Here is a 21,741-nt window from a genome sequence, read left to right on the forward strand (position 1 = left end):
GAGCTGCGCCAAAATTTGATCTGGGTCAATCGGCTTTCGTGCGGTGCAGTAAAATGCAGCCCGCGCGGTGGACAGCCCCGATCGAGGCAGCCGGCGCTTGGAGCGGTGGATGAAGGCTTCCGTGGTGACGATCGAGCCGAACGGGCATTTCTGCAGCGATTGTGCGGTCCGCGCATCGGCAGTTTGCTCGTCGCTGAATGCGGTTGAGCTCAGGGAATTCGAGCATCTCGGCCGCCATGTCCATTTCGGCAGCGGCGAGACGGTGTTCTCGGAGGAGGATATCGCGACGTCGTTCTTCAACGTGCTCGAGGGCGTCATGCGGCTGTACAAGCTGCTGCCCGACGGCCGTCGCCAGATCGTCGGCTTTGCCTTGCCGGGCGATTTCCTGGGGATGAATATTTCCGGCCGGCACAATTTTTCGGCCGATGCGATCGGCGCGGTGGCCGTGTGCCAGTTTGCGAAGGCGCCCTTCGGCCGTTTCATCGAGGACCGGCCGCATCTCCTCAGGCGCATCAACGAGCTCGCCATTCGCGAGTTGAGCCAGGCCCGCGATCATATGGTCCTGCTCGGCCGCCGTTCGGCCGCTGAGAAGGTCGCAGCCTTTCTCCTCGGCTGGCGTGAGCGGTTGTTCTCGCTCAAGGGTCCCTCGGACACGGTGTGGCTTCCGATGAGCCGGCAGGACATCGCCGATTATCTCGGCCTGACCATCGAAACCGTCAGCCGCACCTTGACCAGGCTGGAGCGCCGCGGCGCGATCGAGATCATCCACGGTGGCATCAGCCTGCTCGATCTCGCCAGGGTCGAAGCCTTGGCCGCCGCCTGACGGCCGTTCCAAAACGCTTCCCGATTTTGATCCCGATCAATGACGTCGGCCGGACAATGCGAATACTGCCCGGAACAAAGTTTGGGAGGGGCACCATGCCGACCGAAGCGCTGCTCGTGATGACTGCCGTCGTGGCCGTCTTTGTCGCATTCGCTGCAGCTCTGGCCTGGGCAGACCTACAGACCAGCGCAAGCAGGCCTGATTCGGGTGCCAAGCGCAGAGCTTCCTGAGAGAATAGTCCGGTTTGGACATGCCAAGCGCGGGCGCTGGGCCTGTCGCCTATACGGCAGCGCCTCAACGCAATCGCGGCTTGCCAGCCCTGCAACTCTGCATCGTCCGAAATGCATCGCCGCAGCTTGCGGGTGCGGCGTCTCGGCGCATTCGCGGCTTTTTAGCGGCACTTGCCTAAAACCGTGTCTGTGCTTTCCGGTTGAAAAGCCCGGCAACGTTGACTACGCAGGAACTCCACTGCCTCGCAGTCTTAGGAGTCCCGGCGTGCCTCAGGACAAGACCGGCGATCCCCGACAGCCGTCGGGCAACAAATTATCGGTGCTGCGCAAGCATCCGATATTCGCAGATCTGGAACCGGAGGCGCTCGACCAGCTCTGCCGCTACGCCAAGCAGACCACGGTCAAACGCGGCGCGACGATCGCCGCCAAAGGCGATCCGGGCAACAATCTGTTCGCGGTGATCGCGGGCACCGTGAAGATATCCTCGTCCTCGCCCGACGGCCGAAACGCCATTCTCAATCTGATCGGCCCCGGCGAGATCTTTGGTGAGATCGCGGTCCTCGATGGTGCGCCGCGCTCGGCGGACGCGACCGCCAACACCAATTGCGAGCTCTACATCATCGACCGTCGCGACTTCCTGCCGTTCGTGAAGAGCCAGCCGGCGCTGGCGATGAAATTCATCGAGCTGCTTTGCGCCCGGCTGCGCTGGACCAGCCAGCAGGTCGAGCAGGTGATCCTGCAGAATCTGCCGGGCCGGCTTGCGAGCGCGCTGCTCGGTCTCACCGAAGAGCGCAAATTCGACTCCGGCAGCGGCACGCTCGCCATCACGCAGCAGGAGATCAGCGAAATGGTGGGGATGACGCGCGAGAGCATCAACAAGCAATTGCGCGCGTGGTCCGGCCGCAACTGGGTTCGTCTCGAGCATGGTGCCATCGTTGTGCTCGACACCGAGGCATTGCGCGAGCTCGTCGAAAGCGGCCTCGACGGCAACTGACCGCGCGCACCTAATCGTCGATGATCGCGACCGCGCGGGTCCAGCCCGCGGAGGCGCGCGCGATTTTCACCGGGAAGCACGAGACCATAAAGCCCGTCGAGGGCAGCTTGTCCAGATCGTGCAGCTTCTCGAGGTGGCAATAGCCGATGTGCCGTCCCGCCTTGTGGCCCTCCCAGATCAGGCCCGCATCTTTCGTTTCGGCATATTTCCTTGCCGTGAAGACGAACGGTGCGTCCCAGCTCCAGCCATCGGTTCCGGTCAACCGTACGCCGCGGTCGAGCAGGTACATGGTCGCCTCATATCCCATGCCGCAGCCGGAATTGACGTAGTCCGGCCGGCCGAATTTCGCCCCGGCACTGGTGTTGACGACAACGATCTCGAGCGGCGAGAGCGTGTGGCCGATGCGCTTGAGTTCTTTTTCGACGTCGTCGGCGGTGGCGACGTAACCATCCGGCAGATGCCGGAAGTCGAGCTTCACGCCGGGCTGGAAACACCAGTCCAGCGGCACCTCGTCGATGGTCCACGATCGCTCGCCGCGATTCATAGTCGGATGAAAATGCCAGGGCGCGTCGAGATGCGTGCCGTTATGCGTCGACAGCGACACCTGTTCAACGGCCCAGCCCTGACCGTCCGGCAGATCCTCCGCCTTGAGACCGTCGAAGAACTGCAGCATGCGCGGCAGTCCCTGCTGATGGTCGATATACTGGATCGTCGGGTGATTGCCCGGCGGATCGGCCGGCACGTCGTTCTGCAACGGCACGGAGATGTCGATCAGCTTCCGCGACATGGACTGTTTCCTCGGGGCGTTTCCTCGAAATGTTCCATCATGTTCGGAGCATCTTGAGGGCGCCGCGCCGGCGACGTCAAGTGACGCGCCGGCGCAAGGAGTTTTAGCGCAAAATGTGGCGCGGCAGCCAGAGCGAGATCTCGGGCAGGTAGGTCACGAGCATCAGCACGAACAGCATGACGCCGTAGAACGGCCAGATCTTGCGCATCACCTCTTCGAGCGAGACCTTGCCCACCGCGCAGCCGACGAACAGGATGGCGCCGACCGGCGGATGGCACAGGCCGATGCCGAGATTGAGCAGCATGATCATGCCGAAGTGCACGGGATCGACGCCGAAGTTCTGCATCACCGGCAGGAGGATCGGCGTCGCAATGAGGATCGACGGCGCCATGTCGAGCAGTGTCCCGAGCAGCAGCAGCAACACGTTGAGCAGCAGCAGGATGACGTATTTGTTGCTGGAGATCGACAGGAAGAACGCCGTCATCTTCGCCGGCATCTGCGTCAGCGCCATGATGTAGCCGACAGCGGACGCGCAGGCGATCAGCGTCATCACCATCGCGACGGTACGCAAGGTCCGATGCAGGAGCACCGGCAGGTCGCGCCATTTGTAATCGCGATAGACGAACATGGTGACGAAGAATGCCCAGATGCAGGCGACAGCGCCGGCCTCGATCGCGGTGAAGATGCCGCCCAAAATGCCGCCGAGAATGATCACCAGCGTGATCAGGCCCCAGGCCGCGTCGATCGTGATCTTGATCGCTTCCTTGGCCGGCACAGTGCGGCCCTGCGGATGACCTTCGCGATAGGCGATCGCGACGCACAGTACGATCAGCGAGAAGCCGAGCAAGAGGCCGGGGAAAACGCCCGCCATGAACAGCGCGCTGATCGAGATGGTGCCGCCGGTCGCGAGCGAATACAGCACCGCGTTGTGGCTCGGCGGCACCAGCAGGGCCTGCACCGAGGACGAGATGGTGAGATTGGTCGCGAACACGCGCGGATAGCCGTTCTTCTCCATCTGCGGGATCATCACCGAGCCGATCGCCGAGGTGTCGGCCACCGCCGAACCGGAGATGCCGCTGAGGAACGTCGTCGCCAGCACGTTGACGATGGAGAGACCGCCGCGCAACCGCGTCAGGCCGACCAGCACGTCGGCAAAGGCGACCAGCCGCCGCGCCATGCCGCCTTCGGCCATGATGGCGCCGGCGAGCACGAAGAACGGAATCGTCAGCATCGCAACCTTGCTGACGCCATCCGAGATCTTCAGCATCAAGGCTTCCAGCGGAATGCCGACCGAGAGCGCGCCGGCGATCGCCGCCATCGCCAGTGAATAGGCGATCGGCATGCCGATCAGGAAGCACGCGATCATCGTGCCGAGGAGGATGAAAATGTCCATTGCGATGACTCCCGGCTCACTCGAAGGGGGCGGTTTCGGAATGCTTGCCGATCGGGTCGGGCGGCACGCCGAGGAAAATCCGTTCGATCACGAACAGGAGCAGGCAGGCACCGCCGATCGGGATCGGCAAATAGGTGACGCCGACCGACAGCGACGGGAAGTCGGGGATGGTGTTGTACCAGGTGACCTCGACGAGACGTTCGCCCCAGATCACCATGAACAGCGCGATCAGCGCCATGAGCAGCTGAACCAGGATCTCTGTGGCCCGTTGCAGCGGGGGAGGGAGTTTGTTGGCGAAATAGGCGACGCTCATGTGCAGGTTGAGCCGGTAGCCGGCGGCGGCGCCGATGAAGGTCAGCACGATCGTCAGCAGCACCGCCGTCGGCTCGGGCCAGGAAGCCGCACTGTTGAGCACATAGCGCGTGAACACCGCCCACGGGATTACTGCGGAGATCGCGACCAGTGCGGTGCAGCCGACGATCACGCACAAGAGGTAGAGATAGTCCATCGCTCGGCGAAACAGTGCGGCCATCCGCGTTTCCTGCTCTGTCAGTGGTTCAGATTGTCGGGGCCAAAGCGCGACGAGCCGTCATCGCGCTTTGGCTTTGTCGTTCAGAGCGCCTGGATGCGCTGGATCATGGCCTGGTATTTCGGGCCATACTTGTCCCAGACAGGTTTGACCGCATCCTGGAATGGCTTCTTGTCGGCGATCTCCACGATCTCGCAGCCGGCGGCCTTGGCCTTCTCCATCGCCGTCGTTTCGTACTTCTTCCAGAGCTCGCGCTCCTCGAGCTGGGCTTCGCGCGCGAACTTCTTGATCAGCGCCTGATCGTCAGCCGACAGCGCGGTCCAGGACCGCTTGGAGAAGCAGAGGATCTCGGGAATGATCAGGTGCTCGGTCAGCGAGTAATATTTCGCCGCGGTGTAGTGGTTGCTGAAGACGTAGCTCGGCGGATTGTTCTCGGCTCCGTCGATCACGCCGGTCTGGAGCGAGGAGAACACCTGATCATAGCCCATGGCGATGCCGTTGCCGCCGAGCGCGTTGACCATGTCGATGAAGATCGGATTGCCGATGACGCGAAGCTTCAGCCCCTTGACGTCCGCGATCGATTTGATCGGATGCTTGGTGTTGTAGAAGCTGCGCGCGCCGGAATCCATCCAGCACAGGCCGACCAGATTGGCATTGGGGCTCGCCGTGATCTTCTCCAGCAGCTCCTGGCCGACGTCGCCATCCATCATCTTCCAGGATTGCGCCACGTTCTTGAACAGGAACGGCATGTTGACGACGTTGATGTCGTCGACGATCGGACCGACCGCGCCGGCGCTGACGCGCAGCATCTGGATGGCGCCGATCTGGGTCTGCTCGATCGTCTCCTTCTCGGCGCCAAGCTGCGCGGAGGGATAGGTCTGGATCGAGAGGCGGCCTTGGGTCGCTTCAGCCAGCTTCTTGCCCATGCTCTCGACGGCGGCGACCGTCGGATAACCGACCGGCTGCACGTCTGCGGCCTTGAACACGGCCTTGGTCTGGGCGTGGCCGGACGAGATCGGAGCCAGTGTTGCTGCTCCAAGTCCGGCGCTCAATTTGATGAAATCACGACGTCTCATTGTAGTCCTCCCTCATTGCTTTTGGTGTGTGTCGTTGTCGGGCCGTGGTCCGGTCATTCGGTGCTGGCGAAAAACTCCGGATTGGTGTGTTGCGTCTCAGAGATATCGAGCAGCAGCCGATCGAGATGCCGCTCCATGGCGATGCCCGCGCGTTGCGGATCGTGGGCCTCGATCGCCGCGAGGATCGGCTCGTGCTCGGCGATCACCTCGGTCATGCGCCCGGCCACCGGCAGGGTCAATTGGCGATAGCGATCAACGTGAACCTTCACATGCTGGATCAACGTCCAGATTCCCGGATGTCGCGCGATATCGGCGATGACGGCATGAAAAAGCTCGTCGGCCTGGTGGAATGCGACACGGTCGCCGGCCGCATCCGCCTCGCGCTGGCGTTCGACGATCGACCGCAATTGCAGGATCTGGCTTGCGGTGGCGCGTTCGGCGGCAAGCCGCGCGGTGGTCTCTTCCAGCGCCTTGCGGATGATGATGGCTTCGGGCAAGGCGGCGAGCGGAATGCGAGAGACGAAGATGCCCGATTGCGGGAAGACGTCGAGGAGGCCTTCGTCGGACAGTTTGAGGATCGCCTCGCGCACCGGCGTTCGGCTGACGCCATAGGTGACGGCGATCTCGGCTTCCGACACCACTTCACCCGGCCGGCGTCGCATCGACACCAGTTCGTTCCGCAGTTCGGTGTAAATCCGCGACGACGCCGTCGCCCGCTGCGGTGGCTTGCCGCGGCGTGGACTGATGGCGGCCGGCGTGGGCGCGGCCTGGGCTTTCCTCGTGGTGCGCGCGGGCATGCTTATGGTTATCGTTGAAAGTGATATATTAGTATACGAGAAAATCTCGGAGAAGATCAACTGGTTAAATCTGCTCGATGGTGCGCTGCGGCAGGATTGGCCAAGTCACGACGCGTGATGAGAGACCAGCCCTCGTCGCGTTCGGCGGATAGCTCCGCGTTCATGCGTTCCTCCTTGAATCCATTCCCCACCGCCTTCCTAGGGTCGCGCGGAGCGGCGAGTCCAAGTTGAAGGGGGTATCGATTGATGCTGATTTTGAATTGATCATCGGCCGCGACGGCACCAGCACGTCACTTGCTCCGTCTTCGCAGGCGAGGATGAGTGCGCTACCACGCAAGTTCGAAACCATGGGAAGGATGACAACGTGACCGACTATCGCAAGCTCTTCGATCTCACCGGCAAGAGCGCGGTCGTGCTCGGCGCCGCATCGGGCATCGGCAAATCGTCGGCGGAAGCGCTGGCCGGGCTCGGTGCCCGCGTCGTCTGCGCCGATCGTGCGCGCGACGCGGCCGAAGCGACCGCGGCCGGCATTCGCGAGAACGGCGGCTGGGCAGAAGCGGCTGCGTGCGACGCTGCGAGTGCCGCCGATGTCACGGCGCTGGCCGCAACCGTGATGCAGAAATTTTCCCGGCTCGACATCGCCGTGACGACGCCGGGGCTCAACATTCGCAAGACCATCCTCGACTACACCGAGGAGGATCTCGACCGCGTCGTCACGCTCAACGTCAAGGGCACCGTCTGGTTCTTCCAGGCCTTCGGCCGCATCATGGTCGAACAGAAGGGCGGCAGCATCATCGCCTGCTCCTCGGTGCGCGCAGTGACCATCGAGCCCGGGCTTGCGGTGTACGGCTCGACCAAGGCCGCGATCGGCCTGTTGGTGAAGGGCTTCGCCTCCGAGGTCGGCCGCTCCGGCGTCCGCGTCAACGCGATCGCGCCGAGCATCGCCGAGACGGCGCTGACCGGCCCGTTCAAGCAGCGCCCCGACATCTACAGTCTCTATGCCGGCCACACCGTGTTCAACCGCTGGAGCAGCGCCGACGAGGTCGCCACCGCCGTCGCCTATCTCGCCTCGGATGCCGCGAGCTATGTCAGCGGCAGCACGCTGTTCGTCGACGGCGGCTGGACCGCCGTCGATGGCCCGCCGACCGGGCTCACCCAGATGAGCAAGTAGGGCGATCCGGCTCTAGCCGGCGAAGCCCACGCGCTGGCGCAGCCCTCTCTGATCTGCGCCGGCCAGCAGCGCGACCAGCGCGGCCGCCTGCTTCGGATGCGCGGCGCGCTCGGTTATCCCGGCCGTGTACATCGTGACGAGTTCGTATCCGGGCGGCAGCGGCCCCAACAGTGCGATGCCCTCGGTGGCGACGATTTCGGTTGCTTGCGTGCAGCCGATCGGCCTTTGCGCAGCGGATGCCGCCAGCTCCCGCATCGCGGCTGCGCCGTCGAAAAGATCTTGAGCCGCGAAGCCAGCTCATAGGCGATGCCGAGCTGATCCAGGACTCTTGCAACGTGCCTGCCCGCGGTCGAAGCCTTGATATCAGGGACGAAGATCGCATCTGCGGCTCGCAGCACGTCGCGCAGATCGGATTCGGTCCTGACCGTCAGCCTGGGATCATTGCTGCGAACCGCCAGCGCGGTTTCGACCCGGCCGACATTCGCGATCGAGGCGGCCACGACCAGCTTCTCCTCGGCGAGCCTTGCGATCAGCGCTTGCGTCAGGATCATGAGATCGGCGGGCTCGCCCGCGCGCAACTTGTCCGCCATGGCGCCGACCGCGCTGAACTCGCCGTCGATCGCGAACCCGGTCTGGGCCCGGAAGGCCTCGGTGAGACCGCGGACGAGGCCTTGCGCTGCGCCGCCGCTGAGGATGTTCACCGTGTCCACGATGCGGCCTCCCTGATGTCGTTCTTGTCGCTCGGCACTGTAGCCACGCGGCGCGCGGGCTGTCGACGCCTCACGCTGTCAATCGGGGCTGGAATATCGGGCCGCTTGCGGTGTGGTTGTGCGGTGTTCGCGACCGCGGCAGGAACCGGCGGAGCGCGCGGCTTGAGCAAATCGCATGGGCATTGCCGGATAAATGCGCTCGGCCGGCTGGTATTTTGGTGTTACAGATCTGGCCATGAACCAGCACGCCAACATCGAGATCCGCCACTCCACCTGTCCGCATGATTGCCCCTCGGCATGCGCCCTCGATATCGAGGTGGTCGAAGGCCGCAGCATCGGCCGCGTCCGTGGTTCGAAGCAGCAGACCTACACGGCCGGCGTGGTCTGCGCCAAGGTCGCCCGCTACGCTGAGCGTATCCATCACCCCGAACGGCTGATCTATCCGATGCGCCGCACCGGCCCGAAAGGCTCCGGCCAGTTCGCGCGCATCTCGTGGGACGAGGCGCTGGACGAGATCGGCCATCGTTTCAACCAGGCCGAGCGCGAGTTCGGCGCGGATTCGATCTGGCCCTATTACTACGCCGGCACGATGGGCCTGGTGATGCGCGATGGTCTCAATCGCCTCGCGCATGTGAAGAAATACTCGCGCTTCTATTCGACCATATGCGCCAACGTCGCGCGCGTCGGCTTTGCGATCGGCACCGGCAAGATCGCCGGCGTCGATCCGCGCGAGATGGCGGTCTCCGACCTCGTCGTGATCTGGGGCACCAACCCCGTCAACACGCAGGTCAACGTGATGACGCACGCCGCGCGTGCCCGCAAGGAGCGTGGCGCGAAAATCGCGGCGGTCGACATCTACGACAACGAGACCATGAAGCAGGCCGACATCAAGATCCTCCTGCGTCCCGGCACCGACGGCGCGTTCGCCTGCGGCGTCATGCATGTCCTGTTTCGCGACGGCTATGCCGATCGCGCCTATATGGACACATACACCGATTGCCCGGCCGAGCTCGAGGCGCATCTGAAGACGCGCACGCCGGAATGGGCCTCGGCGATATCTGGCGTGCCTGTGTCCGAGATCGAGGCCTTTGCCAGGCTGGTCGGCCAGACCAAACGGACCTTCTTCCGCCTCGGCTACGGTTTCACCCGCTCGCGCAACGGCGCGGCGCAGATGCATGCCGCGAACTGCATCCCCGCGGTGACCGGCGCCTGGCAATACGAAGGCGGCGGCGCCTTCTTCAACAATTACGCGCTGTGGCACTTCAACGAATCCATCATCGAAGGCCACGACGCGATCGACAAGAGCACGCGCGCGCTCGACCAGTCGCAGATCGGCCGCATCCTCACCGGCGATGCCGAGGCCTTGCACGGCAAGGGTCCGGTCAAGGCAATGCTGATCCAGAACACCAATCCGATGACGGTCGCGCCGGAGCAGGCGCTGGTGCGGCAGGGGTTTGCGCGCGAGGACCTGTTCGTCGCGGTGCATGAGCAATTCATGACCGAGACCGCGCAGATGGCCGACATCGTGCTGCCGGCGACCATGTTCATGGAGCACGACGATCTCTATTACGGTGGCGGCCACCAGCACATCTCGGTCGGCCCCAAGCTGATCGACCCGCCCGGCGAATGCCGCTCCAACCATCAGGTCCTGCAAGCGCTGGCGCCGCGGCTTGGCGCCATGCATCGGGGCTTCGAGATGACGCCGCGCGAATTGATCGACGCGACGCTGAAGCTGAGCAACCATGGCGACATCGCCAGCCTCGAGGCCGACCTCTGGCGCGACCTGCAACCGGATTTCCGCACCGCGCACTACCTCGACGGCTTCGCGCACGCCGACAAGAAATTCCATTTCAAGGCCGATTGGGCAAATCCGCCGTTCGGCTTGATGATGGGCGAGTTCGAAAAGATGCCGTCGCTGCCGGACCATTGGGCCGTGATCGAGCACGCCGACCAGGCCCATCCGTTCCGGCTTGCGACCAGCCCCTCGCGCAGCTTCCTCAACACCACCTTCAACGAGACGCCGTCCTCGCAGGCGCGCGAGGGCAAGGCGAGCGTGATGATCCATCCGATGGATGCTGCCGCGCTCGAGATCGCCGAGGGCGACGCCGTGACGCTCGGCAACATGCGTGGCGAGACCACGCTGATCGCACGGCTGTTCGAGGGCGTGCGGCGCGGGGTGCTGATCGCCGAATCCGTTCATCCGAACAAGGACCATATCGGTGGTCGCGGCATCAACATGCTGACCGGCGCCGAGGCCGTCGCGCCGATCGGCGGAGCCGCGTTCCACGACAACAAGGTCTGGATCAGGAAAGCGGTCGCGGCCTGAGCGCGCGCTTCGATCGCACCAAATTTGTGTCGAGGCGCTAAAGCGGCGTCTCGCCGCAGATTGCCCTTGCACCTCGCGCCGGAGCTGCCGCAAATGACGGCAAAACGGCAGCAAGGAAGCGACGTCATGACCGACACAGCGAGCGTCATCACCGAGAAGCGCGGGCAGGCGTTCTGGATCACCATCAACCGGCCCGAGAAGCGCAACGCGCTGAACGGCGACGTGATCGCCGGCATCAGCAAGGGCTATCGCGACGCGCACGAGGACAAGGACGTCCGAGTCATCGTGCTGACGGGCGCGGGCGACAAGGCGTTCTGCGCCGGCGCGGATCTGCAGAACTCCGGCGCGGCATTCGCGATGGATCATTCCAAACCAAACGTTGACTATGCCGACCTGCTGCGGTTGTCGCAGAACGCGACCAAGCCCGCGATCGCCCGGGTCGGCGGCGTCTGCATGGCCGGCGGCATGGGGCTGCTCTGCATGACCGACATGGCGCTCGCCGCCGATCACGTCGTGTTCGGACTGCCGGAGGTGAAGGTCGGCGTGTTTCCGATGCAGGTGCTGAGCCTGTTGCAGGCGATCGCGCCGCGACGGCTGGTCAATGAATGGGCGCTCACGGGCGAGCCGTTCGATGCAACAGCTGCGCAGGCCGCAGGCCTTCTGAATTACGTCGTGCCCAAGGCCGAGCTCGATGCCAAGGTCGACTGGCTGATCAGCCGCATCGTCGACAAGTCACCGACCGCGATCCGCCGCGGCAAATACGCGATGCGCGCCATCGCCGCGATGTCCTTCGACGAGAGCATCGCCTACACCGAAAGCCAGATCGCGCTGCTGGCGATGACGGAGGACGCCAAGGAGGGGCTGAAAGCGTTCAGCGAGAAGCGCAAGCCGGTCTGGACGGGTAGGTGAGGACTCGCTCTCTCCATCGTCATTGCGAGCGCAGCGAAGCAATCCAGAATCTTTCCGCGGGGGGCAGTCTGGATTACTTCGCTTCGCTCGCAATGACGGGAGCAAGGAGCCAGTCGGCGCCTCCACGCGCAAACCCCGGATTTCGCTACGCTCCATCCGGGCTACGGAAGAGACCTCAGCCCGCGTTGGCCTTCAACCCCGCTGCCTGGATACCCGCAACCGCACACGCTTCGTCATTGTCGGAGGTGTCGCCGGAGACCTCCGACGGCGCCGAGCAGGGTCGCGCCGTCCTGGATCAGCACGCCGCCGGGGACCGGCACCAGCGCGCCCTTTGCAATCGTGTTCACGGCGTCGATGAAATAGGCCTGCTCCTGCGCCCGCTGGTACAGCGCGCGCGAGCCCATGCCCATGGCGAGCGCGCCATAGGCCTTGCCGTGGGCGATCTCGGCGCGCATGAGGCTGGTGCCGTCTTGTGCGGCGGCGAGCTTGAGCACGCCGCGCGTGTCCAGAATAGTGACGACGAGCGGTTTGAGCTTCAACTCCGTGGCCTTTGCGAAGGCGGCATCGAGGATCTTGCGGGCGGTGTCGAGGGTCAGTTCAGCCATGGCTGGGTTCCTTTGCAACGGGAGTGGTGGAGTGGGTTTTGGCGCGATCGAGGCTCATCGCCAGCACGCGGGCGACGTGAAGGGCTTCGCGTTGCGCGCCGTCCTGGATCTGGTGCCGGCACGAGGTGCCGTCGGCAACGACCAGCGTCGCCGGGTCCGCGCCGCGCACGGCCGGTAGCAGCGACAGTTCGGCCATCTCGATCGAGGCATCGTAGGTCTCGGCACCATAGCCGAAGGCGCCGGCCATCCCGCAGCAGCTGGACTCGATGGTTTCGACCTTCAGGCCGGGCACGAGACGCAGCACCTGCTCGACCGGCTTGAACGCGCCAAAAGATTTTTGATGGCAATGGCCGTGTACCAAGGCCTTGTCGGCGACAGCTCCGAGCGGCAGTTGCAGCCGGCCGGCCTCGGCCTCCCGCATCAGCAACTCCTCGAAGGTCAGCGCATGGGCGCCGACCGCCTTGGCGTCGTCGTCCTTGCGCAGTGAAGCGAGCTCGTCGCGCAGCGTCAGTAAACAGCTCGGCTCCAGGCCGACGATCGGCACGCCGCGCGCGGCGAAGGGCGCGAAGGCGGCGACCAGCCGGTCAAGTTCGGCTCTGGCTTGGTCGACGAGACCGGCCGACAGGAATGTGCGGCCGCAGCAGAGCGGCCGGCCGCCGCTTGACGGCTTCGGCAGATGCACGCGATAGCCGCCCGCCGCGAGCACGCGCAGAGCAGCGTCGAGGTTCTCGCGCTCGTAGATGCGGTTGAAAGTGTCGGCGAACAGCACGACCTCGCGCCCGGCCTCCGGACCGACGGCATCCGCGGACGGCGCGAACACGTCGCTGCGGAAAGCGGGCAGCGCGCGGCGCGCGCTGATGCCGGCAAAGCGCTCGAACAGCTTCCGCAAAAGCGGGCTGCGGTTGCGCAAATTGGCCAGCGGCGCGAAGCGCGACGCGAGGCCTGCATAGCGCGGGAGATAGCCGACCATGCGGTCGCGCAGTGTCAGGCCATGGGAAGCCACGCGCGCGGCGAGCACCTCGATCTTCATCTTGGCCATGTCGACGCCAACAGGGCATTCATGGCGGCAGGCCTTGCAGGAGACGCAGAGTTTCAGCGTCTCCATCATCTCATCCGAAGACAAAGCATCCGGGCCGAGCTGACCGGAGATCGCCAGCCGCAGTGTGTTGGCACGGCCTCGCGTGACATCCTTCTCGTTGCGCGTCGCGCGATAGGACGGGCACATCACGCCGCCCTCGAGCTTGCGGCAGGCGCCGTTGTTGTTGCACATCTCGACCGCGCCCTGGAAGCCGGCGCCGGCGCCGGGATATGCGGACCAGTCGAGCTTGGTGTTCAGCTCGCCGACGCGATAGTCCGGCCGATAGCGGAACAGCGAGCGGTCGTCCATTTTGGGCGCATCGACGATCTTGCCGGGGTTGAGGACGCGGTCGGGATCGAAGCGCTGCTTCACTTCCCTGAAGTCGGCGACCAGACGCTCGCCGAACATCGCTTCATGGAATTCCGAGCGCACCAGGCCGTCGCCATGCTCGCCCGAATGCGAGCCCTTGTACTCGCGCACCATCGCGAAGGTTTCCTCGGCGATGGCCCGCATCGCCTTGACGTCCTTCTCCAGCTTCAAATTCAGCACGGGACGGACATGAAGGCAGCCCTCGGAGGCATGAGCATACATCGTGCCGCTGGTGCCATGCTTTGCGAACACCTCATTCAAGCGCGCGGTGTAGTCGGCGAGATGCGGCAGCGGCACCGCGCAGTCCTCGACAAGGAGACCGGCTTGCCTGCCTGCTTCATCGACATCATGACGTTGAGGCCCGCGGCGCGGAAATCGGCGATGCCGCTCTGCAGCGCGGGCTGGGTGATCTCCACCACACCGCCCCATTTGCGCTTGTCGTTGCTCCAGCCGAAGCCGAGATCGCCCATCAATTCGCCCAGCTGCTTCAGGCGCGCGAGATTGTCCGCCTGGTCTTCCTCGGCGAACTCGACCACCAGCACGGCGTCCGGATCGCCCTTGATGGCGGTGGAGATGATCGGCCGGAACATCGCGATGTCGCGGCCGAGCGCGAGCATGGTGCGGTCGACCAGTTCGACAGCGATCGGCTTCAGCTTGACCAGATGCTGGGCCGCGTCCATCGCCTGGTAGAAGCTGCCGAAATGGCAGATGCCGAGCGCCTTGTTGCGGATCACCGGCCACAGCTTCAGCTCGACCTTGGTGGTGAAGGCCAGCGTCCCTTCGGAGCCGACCAGCAGATGCGCCATGTTGTTCGGCGCGTTGCGCGGCACCAGCGCGTCGAGATTGTAGCCGCCGACGCGGCGCTGCACCTTGGGAAAGCGCGCCGCGATCTCGTCGGCCTCGCGGGCGCCGAGATCGAGCATGTCGCGGAACAGCGCGCGGGCGCCGTTGCCCGCATCGACATCGGAAAGGTCGCGCGAGACCTCGCCATAGTGCGCGAGCGTGCCGTCGGCGAGCGCCGCCTCCATCGACAGGGTGTTGTCGCGCATGGTGCCGTAGCGCAAGCTGCGGCCACCGCAGGAATTGTTGCCGGCCATGCCGCCGATGGTGGCCCGCGACGCCGTGGAGACGTCGACCGGAAACGACAGGCCGTGCTTCCTGAGCTGGCGGTTGAGGTCGTCGAGCACGATGCCGGGCTCGACCACGCAAGTGCGGTTGTCGACGTCGAGCGACAGCATGCGGGTCAGGTGCTTCGAGAGGTCGACGACGAGGCCGTCATTGACGGTCTGGCCGCATTGCGAGGTGCCGCCGCCCCGCGGGGTGACCTTCAATCCCTCGTCCCGGGCGATCGCCAGCACTCGCAGCGCCTCGTCCATGGTCCTGGGCACCACCACGCCCGCCGGCATGATCTGGTAGAACGAGGCGTCAGTGGCATAGCGGCCGCGGCTGAAAGGGTCGAACAGGACGTCGCCGGTGATCTGTCGGGCCAGACGTGCCGCGATGCCGTCCGTTTTGGCCGATTCCTGTGATTTCCCGGGCACTTCCGCCGCCATGGTCCGCTCTTGCCTGTTCGCCGTCCCCGTCTTGCCTACGGTCACGGTCCTTGGCAAGGCGAGCCCTGCTTCTTGTGCATTGACGGACCCCGCCCGGCGAGGGACAAGCCCGGCGAATAGTGATATTCGAGCGGCTCGCGCAGCCCCCTTCAGGCCAGAAGGCTCGAAGTCAAGCTGGGCTCAAAGCCAAGACACACTCGAAAGACAGACTCAAAGACCGGGAAGGACGCCGATGACCGTGCACACTGGAAGGCATTTTCTCCAGATTCCAGGACCGACCAACGTGCCCGACCGGGTGCTGCGGGCGATGGATATGCCGACGCTGGATCATCGTGGTGCGGAGTTCGCGGAGCTTGGTTTCGCCGCGCTTGCCGCGATGCAGCGCGTGTTCCGCACCAAGCAGCCCGTGATTATCTTCCCGTCGTCCGGCACCGGCGCCTGGGAAGCAGCAATGGTCAACGTGCTCGCCCCCGGCGACAAGGTCTTGATGTGCGAGACCGGCCAGTTCGCCGTGCTGTGGCGCGGCATCGCCGACAAGTTCAAGCTCGACGTCGACTTCATTCCGAGTGACTGGCGCCATGGCGCCGACCTCGCCGAGATCGAGCAGCGCCTTGCCACCGACAAGCAGCACAAGATCAAGGCGGTCTGCGTCGTTCACAACGAGACATCGACCGGCTGCGTGACGCCGCCGCTCGAAGTGCGCAAGCTGCTCGACCGCGTCAAGCATCCGGCGCTGCTGATGGTCGACACCATCTCCGGCCTCGGCTCGATGGAATACGAGCACGATGCCTGGGGCATCGACGTTTCGGTCGCGGGCTCCCAGAAGGGCCTGATGCTGCCGCCCGGGCTCGGCTTCAACGCCGTCTCGGAGAAGGCGCTCGCCGTCGCCAAAGCCAATCCGGGCATGCGCTCCTATTGGGACTGGCAGGAAGTCATCAGCTTCAACAAGCTCGGCACCTTCCCCTATACACCCGCCACCAATTTGCTGATGGGCCTGCGCGAGGCCGTCAAGATGCTGGAGGAGGAAGGCCTCGAGAACGTGTGGGCCCGTCACAAGCGTCACAGCGCAGCGACGCGGGCCGCGGTCAAGGTCTGGGGCCTGGAGACGCAGTGCGCCGATCCGGCTGCGCATTCGCCGGCGTTGACCGGCGTCCGCGTGCCCGACGGCCACGACGCCGATCACTTCCGCAAGGTGGTGCTGGAGAATTTCGACATGTCGCTCGGCACCGGCCTGAACAAGGTCAAGGGCAAGGTGTTCCGCGTCGGCCATATCGGGCATTTCAACGATCTGATGCTGATGGGCACGCTCGCCGGTGTCGAGATGGGCCTGGACCTTGCCAAGATCCCGCACCGGAGCGGCGGCGTGTTGGCGGCCATGGACGTCCTGAAGGGACGCGACACGGTGCCGATGGCCAAGGCCCAGGTGGCCTGATCTATCCAACTGAAAAAGAAGTGAGCGCGCGATGAACGCACCGACGACGACCAACGAAGACCTGCTCTACTCCGTCACGGACGGCATCGCGCGGATCACCTTCAACCGCCCGCAGGCACGCAACGCGCTGACCTTCGCCATGTATGAGCGCATGGCGGAGATCTGCCAGGAGATCAACGCCGACCGATCGATCAAGGCGCTGATCCTGACCGGCGCCGGCGACAAGGCATTTGCCTCCGGCACCGACATTTCTCAGTTTCGTGCGTTCAAGACCGCGCAGGATGCGCTCGACTACGAGGCGCGGATCGACCGCGTGCTTGGAACCCTGGAGCACTGCCGCGTGCCCGTGATCGCGGCGATCGCCGGTGCCTGCACCGGCGGCGGCGCCGGCATCGCCGCCTGCTGCGACCTCCGCATCGGCACCGAAACAACCCGCATCGGCTTCCCGATCGCGCGCACGCTCGGCAACTGCCTGTCGATGTCGAACATCAGCCGCGTCGTCTCGCTGGTGGACCTGCCCGCACCAAGGATTTGATCTTCAAGGCCCGCCTGGTCGAGGCGCCGGAAGCGCTCGCGCTCGGCCTGCTCAACGAGGTCGTGCCCGACGTCGAGGCGCTGCAGCGCCGTGCCGACGAGACCGCAAAGCTCGTCGCAAGCCATGCGCCGCTCACTTTGGAGGCGACCAAGGAAGCGGTGCGCCGCATCCGCCGCACGCTGTCGCGCGAGGAGGGCGAGGATCTGATCCTCAAAGCCTATATGAGCGAAGATTTTCGCGAAGGCATGGATGCCTTCCTCAACAAGCGTACGCCGAACTGGAAGGGCAAGTAGCCACCGCTCCGGCCCCGGCTTCGTCAGCCGAAAGTCATATGCGGCGGAACGCCCGCCTCCTTGAACTCGCCAGCACTACCCCGCACAATGCGCAGATGAATTCCCGGCAATACAACGCCAATAATAACAAGGGGACGAAGCGCGTGCGAATTCCAGTGAAAGCCGTCAGCGCGGCGGCGGCGCTGTTGATGTGTGCACCGGCGGTCGCCGGCTGGGAGCCGACCAAGCCCGTCGAGATCGTGGTGGCAGCGGGCGCGGGCGGCGCCTCCGATCAGATGGCGCGGATGATGCAAGCCGCAATCCAGAAGAACAATCTGATGAAGCAGCCGATCGTGGTCTCGCTCAAGGGCGGCGCCTCGGGGGCGGAAGCGCTGATGTACATGAAATCCAGCGAGGGCGATCCGAACAAGGTGCTGATCGCCTATTCGCTGATCTACATGCTGCCGCTGTCGGCCAAGATCCCGTTCAACTGGCGTGAGCTCACCCCGGTCTCGGTGATTGCGCTCGACCAGTTCGTGCTGTGGGACAACAGCGCCGGCCCCAAGACCGTGAAGGAATTCGTCGAGGCCGCCAAGGCGGCAGCCGCGCCGTTTAAGATGGGCGGCACCGGCTCCAAGCGCGAGGATCACGTGCTGACCGTCTTCCTCGAGCAGAAGACCGGCGCGAAATTCTCCTATCTGCCCTACAAGTCCGGCGGCGAGGCCGCGACCCAGCTCGTCGGCAACCACACCGAATCCAACGTCAACAATCCGAGCGGAGAATCTCGAAGTCTGGCGCGCCGGCCAGGTGCGTCCGCTCTGCGTGTTCGACAAAGAGCGCATCTCCTACACCGGCAAGGTGACGGACACGCAGTCCTGGGCCGACATCCCGACCTGCAAGGAGGAGGGCGTCGACGTGCAATATCTGATGCTGCGCGCAACCTTCCTGCCCGGCAAGGTCACGGCTGAGCAGCAGGCGTTCTATGTCGAGCTGTTCCACAAGGTGACGCAGACCGCGGAGTACAAGGACTACATGGAAAAGCAGGCGTTGAAGCCGATCTTCCTTACCGGCAAGGACATGGTGCAATTCCTGGAAGAGGACGATGCAGTCAACAGGTCGCTGATGACGGAAGCCGGATTCGTCGCGAAGTAACCGTCGCTCTTCTCCCTCTCCCCATTCTTACGGGGAGAGGTGAACACGCTCCAGCTTTGCAGCAGAGCTCATGTCCCAAACCGATCTTGAAATCGTCGTCGAGGATCCGACCGCGCCTGAAGACGACTCGCCCGTTATGGCGCGTTCCGGCACGATGGAAATCATCGTCTGCCTCCTGCTGCTCGGGCTGGCCGCAATCCTCGGCTGCGACAATTGGCGTACCGGCGTCTCCTGGGATTCGACCGGGCCCGAGCCCGGCTATTTCCCGTTCTATCTCTGCATCATTCTCGGCGGCGCCAGCCTCTATGGCCTGATCGCGGCATTGCTGGCGCGTGGTGCGGCGCGCCAGACTTTCGTCACGCGCGCGCAGGCGCGGCGTGATGGCGGTGTTCGTGCCGACGCTGCTGTTCTGCCTGGTAACGCAGCTCCTCGGCCTTTACGTCGCGAGCTTCCTCCTGATCGCGGCCTTCATGCGCCTGGTCGGCAAGATCGCGACCTGGAAGTCGCTGCTCACCGCGTTCCTGTTCACGGCGGTCATGTTCGTCACCTTCGACATTGCCTTCGACGTCATCATGCCGAAAAGGGCCGCTTGAAGCGGCCTTCGGCTACTAGAGCGGATCGCGATGGAAGCGCTTTGGCTTGTTGCTTCACGGTTTCGCGGTCCTGCTGACGTGGGAGACGCTCGCGCTGATGATGGTCGGGCTGGTGCTCGGCATCTTCGTCGGCGTGCTGCCGGGGCGGCCCCAACGGGGTGGCGATCCTGCTGCCGCTGACCTTCACGATGGATCCGACCTCGGCGATCGTGATGCTGTCCTGCATCTATTGGGGCGCGCTGTTTGGCGGTGCCATCACCTCGATCCTGTTCAACATTCCCGGCGAAGCCTGGTCGGTTGCGACCACCTTTGACGGTTACCCGATGGCGCAGCAGGGCAGGGCGGCCGAGGCGCTGACGGCTGCCTTCACCTCCTCGTTCATCGGCTCGCTGGTGCCGTGCTGCTGATCACCTTCCTGGCGCCGATGATCTCGTCCTTTGCGCTGAAGTTCGGCCCGCCCGGTTCTTTGCCGTCTATCTCCTGACCTTCTGTTCCTTCGTCGGTCTCGGGCGTGAGGCGAAGCACAAGACGGTCATCTCGATGTCGCTGGACTCCTGCTCGCGAGCGTCGGCATGGATACCGTGTCCGGTCAGCTGCGCATGACCTTCGGCTCGACCGAGCTGCTTCGCGGCATCAACTTCCTCGTTGCCGTCATCGGCCTGTTCGGCATCAGCGAGATCCTGCTGACGATGGAGGAGCGCCTGGCGCTGCGCGGCCGCGCGGCGAGCATCTCGCTGCGGATCGTGCTGAATATGTGGAAGGACCTGCCGAAATATTGGCTGACGCTGCTCCGCTCCTCCTTCATCGGCTGCTGGCTCGGCATCACCCCCGGCGGCGCCATCCCGGCGTCCTTCATGGGGTACAACCTCGCCAAGCGCTTCGCTAAGGATCCCGAGAGCTTTGGCAAGGGCCGCATCGAGGGCGTGTTCGCGCCGGAGGACGGCGGCGCATGCCTCCGGCACCGCGGCGCTGCTGCCGATGCTGGCGCTCGGCATTCCCGGCTCCGGCACTGCCGCGATCCTGCTCGGCGGCCTGATGGTGTGGGGGCTCAATCCCGGACCGCTGCTGTTTGTCGAGCACAAGGATTTTGTCTGGGGCCTGATCGCCTCGATGTATCTCGGCAACGTCGTCGGTCTTGTGCTGGTGCTGACCACGGTGCCGATCTTCGCCTCGATCCTGCGCGTGCCGTTTGCCGCGGTGGCGCCGATGATCGTGGTGTCGTGCGCGATCGGCGCTTATGCGATCCAGAACGCGATGTTCGACATCTGGCTGATGCTGGGCTTTGGCGCCGTCGGCTACGTCTTCAGAAGATCGGCATTCCTTGGCGCCGTTTACCCTCGCTCTCGTGCTCGGCAGCCGCGCCGAGGATGCCTTCCGCCTGTCGATGATCGGCGCGGGTGGCGACCTCAAGGTGTTCTGGTCGAACGGCTTGGTCGGCTCGATCACGACGCTCGCGATCGTGCTGCTGTTCTGGCCGGTGATCGACCGCTTGCTGGGCCGCATCGCATGGCTGCGGCGGGCGAAGCCCGCGCCGGACTAGACCCCGGATAGATCTCTGCGGATCCTAAACCGTGGCGACGGTATTGTGGTGCTGGCGCGGGGAACCGAATGTTGCTGGCTGTTGCTGGTGCGTGACAGCCTTCCGGCCACCCTCAGCGTATGTTGGGCAGATATTCGGGGCTGGAGGAATTTGATGAAACGGATTGTGATCGGAATGGCGGCGGCGATGACTGTTCGCAACGGGCGCGGTGGCTGCAGACTTGGCGGCAAGGCCGTACGTCAAGGCACCCGTCATGGTCGATCCGGGCTGCAACTGGAGCGGCTTTTACGTTGGTGGCAATCTCGGCTACAGCTGGGGTCGTGGGCGCGACGATGGCACGCTGACAGGCAGCCAGAGCGTACAAGTGTTTGGCACCGCCGGGCCCACTCCGGTCGGACCTCCGGTCGTGACGGCGCTGGCCGCGACTCCGATCTTGGGGCCGCTCGAACGTCAATGGCATCCTCGGCGGCGGCCAATTCGGCTACAATTGGCAGCAGAGCAATTGGCTGTTCGGTCTCGAGGCCGACCTCCAGGCCGCGGACGAGAAGTCGACCGGCAATATCTGCGCGGCGGTCGGCTGTCCGGCCGGTTCAGCGCTGTTTCCGGCCGACTACAAGCTTGACTGGTTCGGCACCGTGCGCGGTCGCGTTGGCTGGCTCGCCACGCCGCGCATGCTGCTTTATGCGACGGGAGGCTTGGCCTATGGACATCTCGCCGCGAGTGCCCCGCGGTTGGCATCGGCTGGGGTGGTACGAAAGCCGGCTGGACGGTAGGCGCCGGTGGCGAATACGCGATCGACCCTGGTGGTCGGTGAAGGTCGAATATCTGTATGTGGATCTCGGCTCCTTCAACGGCGCTGCGGCCAGT

The 21,741-nt window shown here is 64.5% G+C and carries 16 protein-coding genes and 6 pseudogenes; 11 read left to right on the forward strand and 11 right to left on the reverse strand.

The window, feature by feature from the left end; genetic code table 11:
* Positions 1-109 precede the first annotated feature (109 nt).
* Complete coding sequence (locus tag AB8Z38_RS37025) at positions 110-823, forward strand: helix-turn-helix domain-containing protein (RefSeq protein WP_369722466.1); 714 nt, start codon at positions 110-112, stop codon at positions 821-823.
* Positions 824-1,318: 495 nt separating this feature from the next.
* Positions 1,319-2,047 carry a Crp/Fnr family transcriptional regulator gene (locus tag AB8Z38_RS37030; RefSeq protein WP_369722467.1) on the forward strand — a complete coding sequence of 243 codons (729 nt, stop codon included), beginning with the start codon at positions 1,319-1,321 and terminating at the stop codon, positions 2,045-2,047.
* A gap of 10 nt (positions 2,048-2,057) precedes the next feature.
* On the opposite strand, the gene AB8Z38_RS37035 is transcribed toward AB8Z38_RS37030, so the two are convergent.
* The 5 genes from AB8Z38_RS37035 to AB8Z38_RS37055 all read right to left on the reverse strand — a co-directional run bounded on the left by AB8Z38_RS37035 (position 2,058) and on the right by AB8Z38_RS37055 (position 6,629).
* A complete protein-coding gene (locus AB8Z38_RS37035; protein ID WP_369722468.1) occupies positions 2,058-2,834 on the reverse strand; it encodes a cyclase family protein in 777 nt (258 codons plus the stop codon).
* Positions 2,835-2,937: 103 nt separating this feature from the next.
* A complete protein-coding gene (locus tag AB8Z38_RS37040; RefSeq protein ID WP_369722469.1) occupies positions 2,938-4,227 on the reverse strand; it encodes a TRAP transporter large permease in 1,290 nt (429 codons plus the stop codon).
* A 16-nt stretch (positions 4,228-4,243) separates the two neighbouring features.
* Positions 4,244-4,759: a TRAP transporter small permease gene (locus AB8Z38_RS37045; RefSeq protein WP_369722471.1), complete on the reverse strand. Its 516-nt coding sequence runs from the start codon at positions 4,757-4,759 to the stop codon at positions 4,244-4,246.
* Positions 4,760-4,839: 80 nt separating this feature from the next.
* Positions 4,840-5,832 (reverse strand): TRAP transporter substrate-binding protein DctP, encoded by a 993-nt coding sequence (dctP, locus tag AB8Z38_RS37050; RefSeq protein ID WP_369722472.1) that lies wholly within the window; start codon positions 5,830-5,832, stop codon positions 4,840-4,842.
* A 53-nt stretch (positions 5,833-5,885) separates the two neighbouring features.
* Positions 5,886-6,629 (reverse strand): GntR family transcriptional regulator, encoded by a 744-nt coding sequence (locus tag AB8Z38_RS37055; protein WP_369722473.1) that lies wholly within the window; start codon positions 6,627-6,629, stop codon positions 5,886-5,888.
* A 364-nt stretch (positions 6,630-6,993) separates the two neighbouring features.
* Here AB8Z38_RS37055 and AB8Z38_RS37060 point away from each other — a divergent pair, with 364 nt between their 5' ends.
* Positions 6,994-7,800 (forward strand): SDR family NAD(P)-dependent oxidoreductase, encoded by an 807-nt coding sequence (locus AB8Z38_RS37060; protein ID WP_369722474.1) that lies wholly within the window; start codon positions 6,994-6,996, stop codon positions 7,798-7,800.
* A gap of 12 nt (positions 7,801-7,812) precedes the next feature.
* Here AB8Z38_RS37060 and AB8Z38_RS37065 read toward each other — a convergent pair whose 3' ends face one another.
* Together AB8Z38_RS37065 and AB8Z38_RS37070 are read right to left on the reverse strand one after the other, a co-directional pair.
* Positions 7,813-7,995, reverse strand: coding sequence for a substrate-binding domain-containing protein (locus AB8Z38_RS37065; protein WP_369726706.1), 183 nt, complete (start codon positions 7,993-7,995; stop codon positions 7,813-7,815).
* Positions 7,914-8,510 carry a molybdate ABC transporter substrate-binding protein gene (locus tag AB8Z38_RS37070; protein WP_369722475.1) on the reverse strand — a complete coding sequence of 199 codons (597 nt, stop codon included), beginning with the start codon at positions 8,508-8,510 and terminating at the stop codon, positions 7,914-7,916. Before AB8Z38_RS37070 ends, AB8Z38_RS37065 begins: the two co-directional genes overlap by 82 nt.
* A gap of 235 nt (positions 8,511-8,745) precedes the next feature.
* Between AB8Z38_RS37070 and AB8Z38_RS37075 the strand changes: the two genes are divergently transcribed.
* Together AB8Z38_RS37075 and AB8Z38_RS37080 are read left to right on the forward strand one after the other, a co-directional pair.
* On the forward strand, positions 8,746-10,836 hold the full coding sequence (locus tag AB8Z38_RS37075; RefSeq protein WP_369722476.1) for a molybdopterin oxidoreductase family protein: 2,091 nt from the start codon (positions 8,746-8,748) through the stop codon (positions 10,834-10,836).
* A gap of 126 nt (positions 10,837-10,962) precedes the next feature.
* On the forward strand, positions 10,963-11,745 hold the full coding sequence (locus AB8Z38_RS37080; RefSeq protein ID WP_369722478.1) for an enoyl-CoA hydratase/isomerase family protein: 783 nt from the start codon (positions 10,963-10,965) through the stop codon (positions 11,743-11,745).
* 175 nt (positions 11,746-11,920) lie between these two features.
* Here AB8Z38_RS37080 and AB8Z38_RS37085 read toward each other — a convergent pair.
* The 4 genes and pseudogenes from AB8Z38_RS37085 to AB8Z38_RS37100 all read right to left on the reverse strand — a co-directional run bounded on the left by AB8Z38_RS37085 (position 11,921) and on the right by AB8Z38_RS37100 (position 15,350).
* Positions 11,921-12,350 (reverse strand): annotated as a pseudogene (locus AB8Z38_RS37085) (heme-binding protein).
* On the reverse strand, positions 12,343-13,836 hold the full coding sequence (locus tag AB8Z38_RS37090) for a (Fe-S)-binding protein (protein ID WP_369726707.1): 1,494 nt from the start codon (positions 13,834-13,836) through the stop codon (positions 12,343-12,345). The pseudogene AB8Z38_RS37085 and the gene AB8Z38_RS37090 overlap by 8 nt, the downstream one beginning before the upstream one ends.
* A pseudogene (locus AB8Z38_RS37095) lies at positions 13,813-14,139 on the reverse strand (FAD-binding oxidoreductase); the annotation flags it as partial. The gene AB8Z38_RS37090 and the pseudogene AB8Z38_RS37095, both read right to left, overlap by 24 nt.
* Complete coding sequence (locus tag AB8Z38_RS37100) at positions 14,055-15,350, reverse strand: FAD-binding oxidoreductase (RefSeq protein WP_369722479.1); 1,296 nt, start codon at positions 15,348-15,350, stop codon at positions 14,055-14,057. The gene AB8Z38_RS37100 and the pseudogene AB8Z38_RS37095, both read right to left, overlap by 85 nt.
* Positions 15,351-15,582: 232 nt before the next feature.
* On the opposite strand from AB8Z38_RS37100, the gene AB8Z38_RS37105 reads away from it, so the two are divergent.
* From AB8Z38_RS37105 to AB8Z38_RS37130, 6 genes and pseudogenes are all read left to right on the forward strand, one after another.
* On the forward strand, positions 15,583-16,782 hold the full coding sequence (locus AB8Z38_RS37105) for an alanine--glyoxylate aminotransferase family protein (protein ID WP_369722480.1): 1,200 nt from the start codon (positions 15,583-15,585) through the stop codon (positions 16,780-16,782).
* A gap of 31 nt (positions 16,783-16,813) precedes the next feature.
* Positions 16,814-17,610: pseudogene (locus tag AB8Z38_RS37110) on the forward strand (enoyl-CoA hydratase/isomerase family protein).
* A gap of 188 nt (positions 17,611-17,798) precedes the next feature.
* Positions 17,799-18,741, forward strand: a pseudogene (locus AB8Z38_RS37115) (Bug family tripartite tricarboxylate transporter substrate binding protein).
* A gap of 70 nt (positions 18,742-18,811) precedes the next feature.
* A pseudogene (locus tag AB8Z38_RS37120) lies at positions 18,812-19,353 on the forward strand (tripartite tricarboxylate transporter TctB family protein).
* A 169-nt stretch (positions 19,354-19,522) separates the two neighbouring features.
* Positions 19,523-20,212: pseudogene (locus AB8Z38_RS37125) on the forward strand (tripartite tricarboxylate transporter permease); the annotation flags it as partial.
* Between the two features lie 100 nt (positions 20,213-20,312).
* Positions 20,313-20,885 carry a tripartite tricarboxylate transporter permease gene (locus tag AB8Z38_RS37130; RefSeq protein WP_369722481.1) on the forward strand — a complete coding sequence of 191 codons (573 nt, stop codon included), beginning with the start codon at positions 20,313-20,315 and terminating at the stop codon, positions 20,883-20,885.
* The last annotated feature ends 856 nt before the right edge of the window (positions 20,886-21,741 follow it).

The sequence above is a fragment of the Bradyrhizobium sp. LLZ17 genome, from assembly GCF_041200145.1.
Classification (GTDB): domain Bacteria; phylum Pseudomonadota; class Alphaproteobacteria; order Rhizobiales; family Xanthobacteraceae; genus Bradyrhizobium.

Coding starts and splice junctions, on each gene's coding strand:
- AB8Z38_RS37105 (WP_369722480.1), top strand. CDS start 15,583: ATGACCGTGCACACTGGAAGGCATTTTCTCCAGATTCCAGGACCGACC.
- dctP (WP_369722472.1), bottom strand. CDS start 5,832: ATGAGACGTCGTGATTTCATCAAATTGAGCGCCGGACTTGGAGCAGCA.
- AB8Z38_RS37025 (WP_369722466.1), top strand. CDS start 110: ATGAAGGCTTCCGTGGTGACGATCGAGCCGAACGGGCATTTCTGCAGC.
- AB8Z38_RS37090 (WP_369726707.1), bottom strand. CDS start 13,836: ATGTTCGGCGAGCGTCTGGTCGCCGACTTCAGGGAAGTGAAGCAGCGC.
- AB8Z38_RS37100 (WP_369722479.1), bottom strand. CDS start 15,350: ATGGCGGCGGAAGTGCCCGGGAAATCACAGGAATCGGCCAAAACGGAC.
- AB8Z38_RS37045 (WP_369722471.1), bottom strand. CDS start 4,759: ATGGCCGCACTGTTTCGCCGAGCGATGGACTATCTCTACCTCTTGTGC.
- AB8Z38_RS37075 (WP_369722476.1), top strand. CDS start 8,746: ATGAACCAGCACGCCAACATCGAGATCCGCCACTCCACCTGTCCGCAT.
- AB8Z38_RS37130 (WP_369722481.1), top strand. CDS start 20,313: ATGCTGGCGCTCGGCATTCCCGGCTCCGGCACTGCCGCGATCCTGCTC.
- AB8Z38_RS37055 (WP_369722473.1), bottom strand. CDS start 6,629: ATGCCCGCGCGCACCACGAGGAAAGCCCAGGCCGCGCCCACGCCGGCC.
- AB8Z38_RS37035 (WP_369722468.1), bottom strand. CDS start 2,834: ATGTCGCGGAAGCTGATCGACATCTCCGTGCCGTTGCAGAACGACGTG.
- AB8Z38_RS37080 (WP_369722478.1), top strand. CDS start 10,963: ATGACCGACACAGCGAGCGTCATCACCGAGAAGCGCGGGCAGGCGTTC.
- AB8Z38_RS37040 (WP_369722469.1), bottom strand. CDS start 4,227: ATGGACATTTTCATCCTCCTCGGCACGATGATCGCGTGCTTCCTGATC.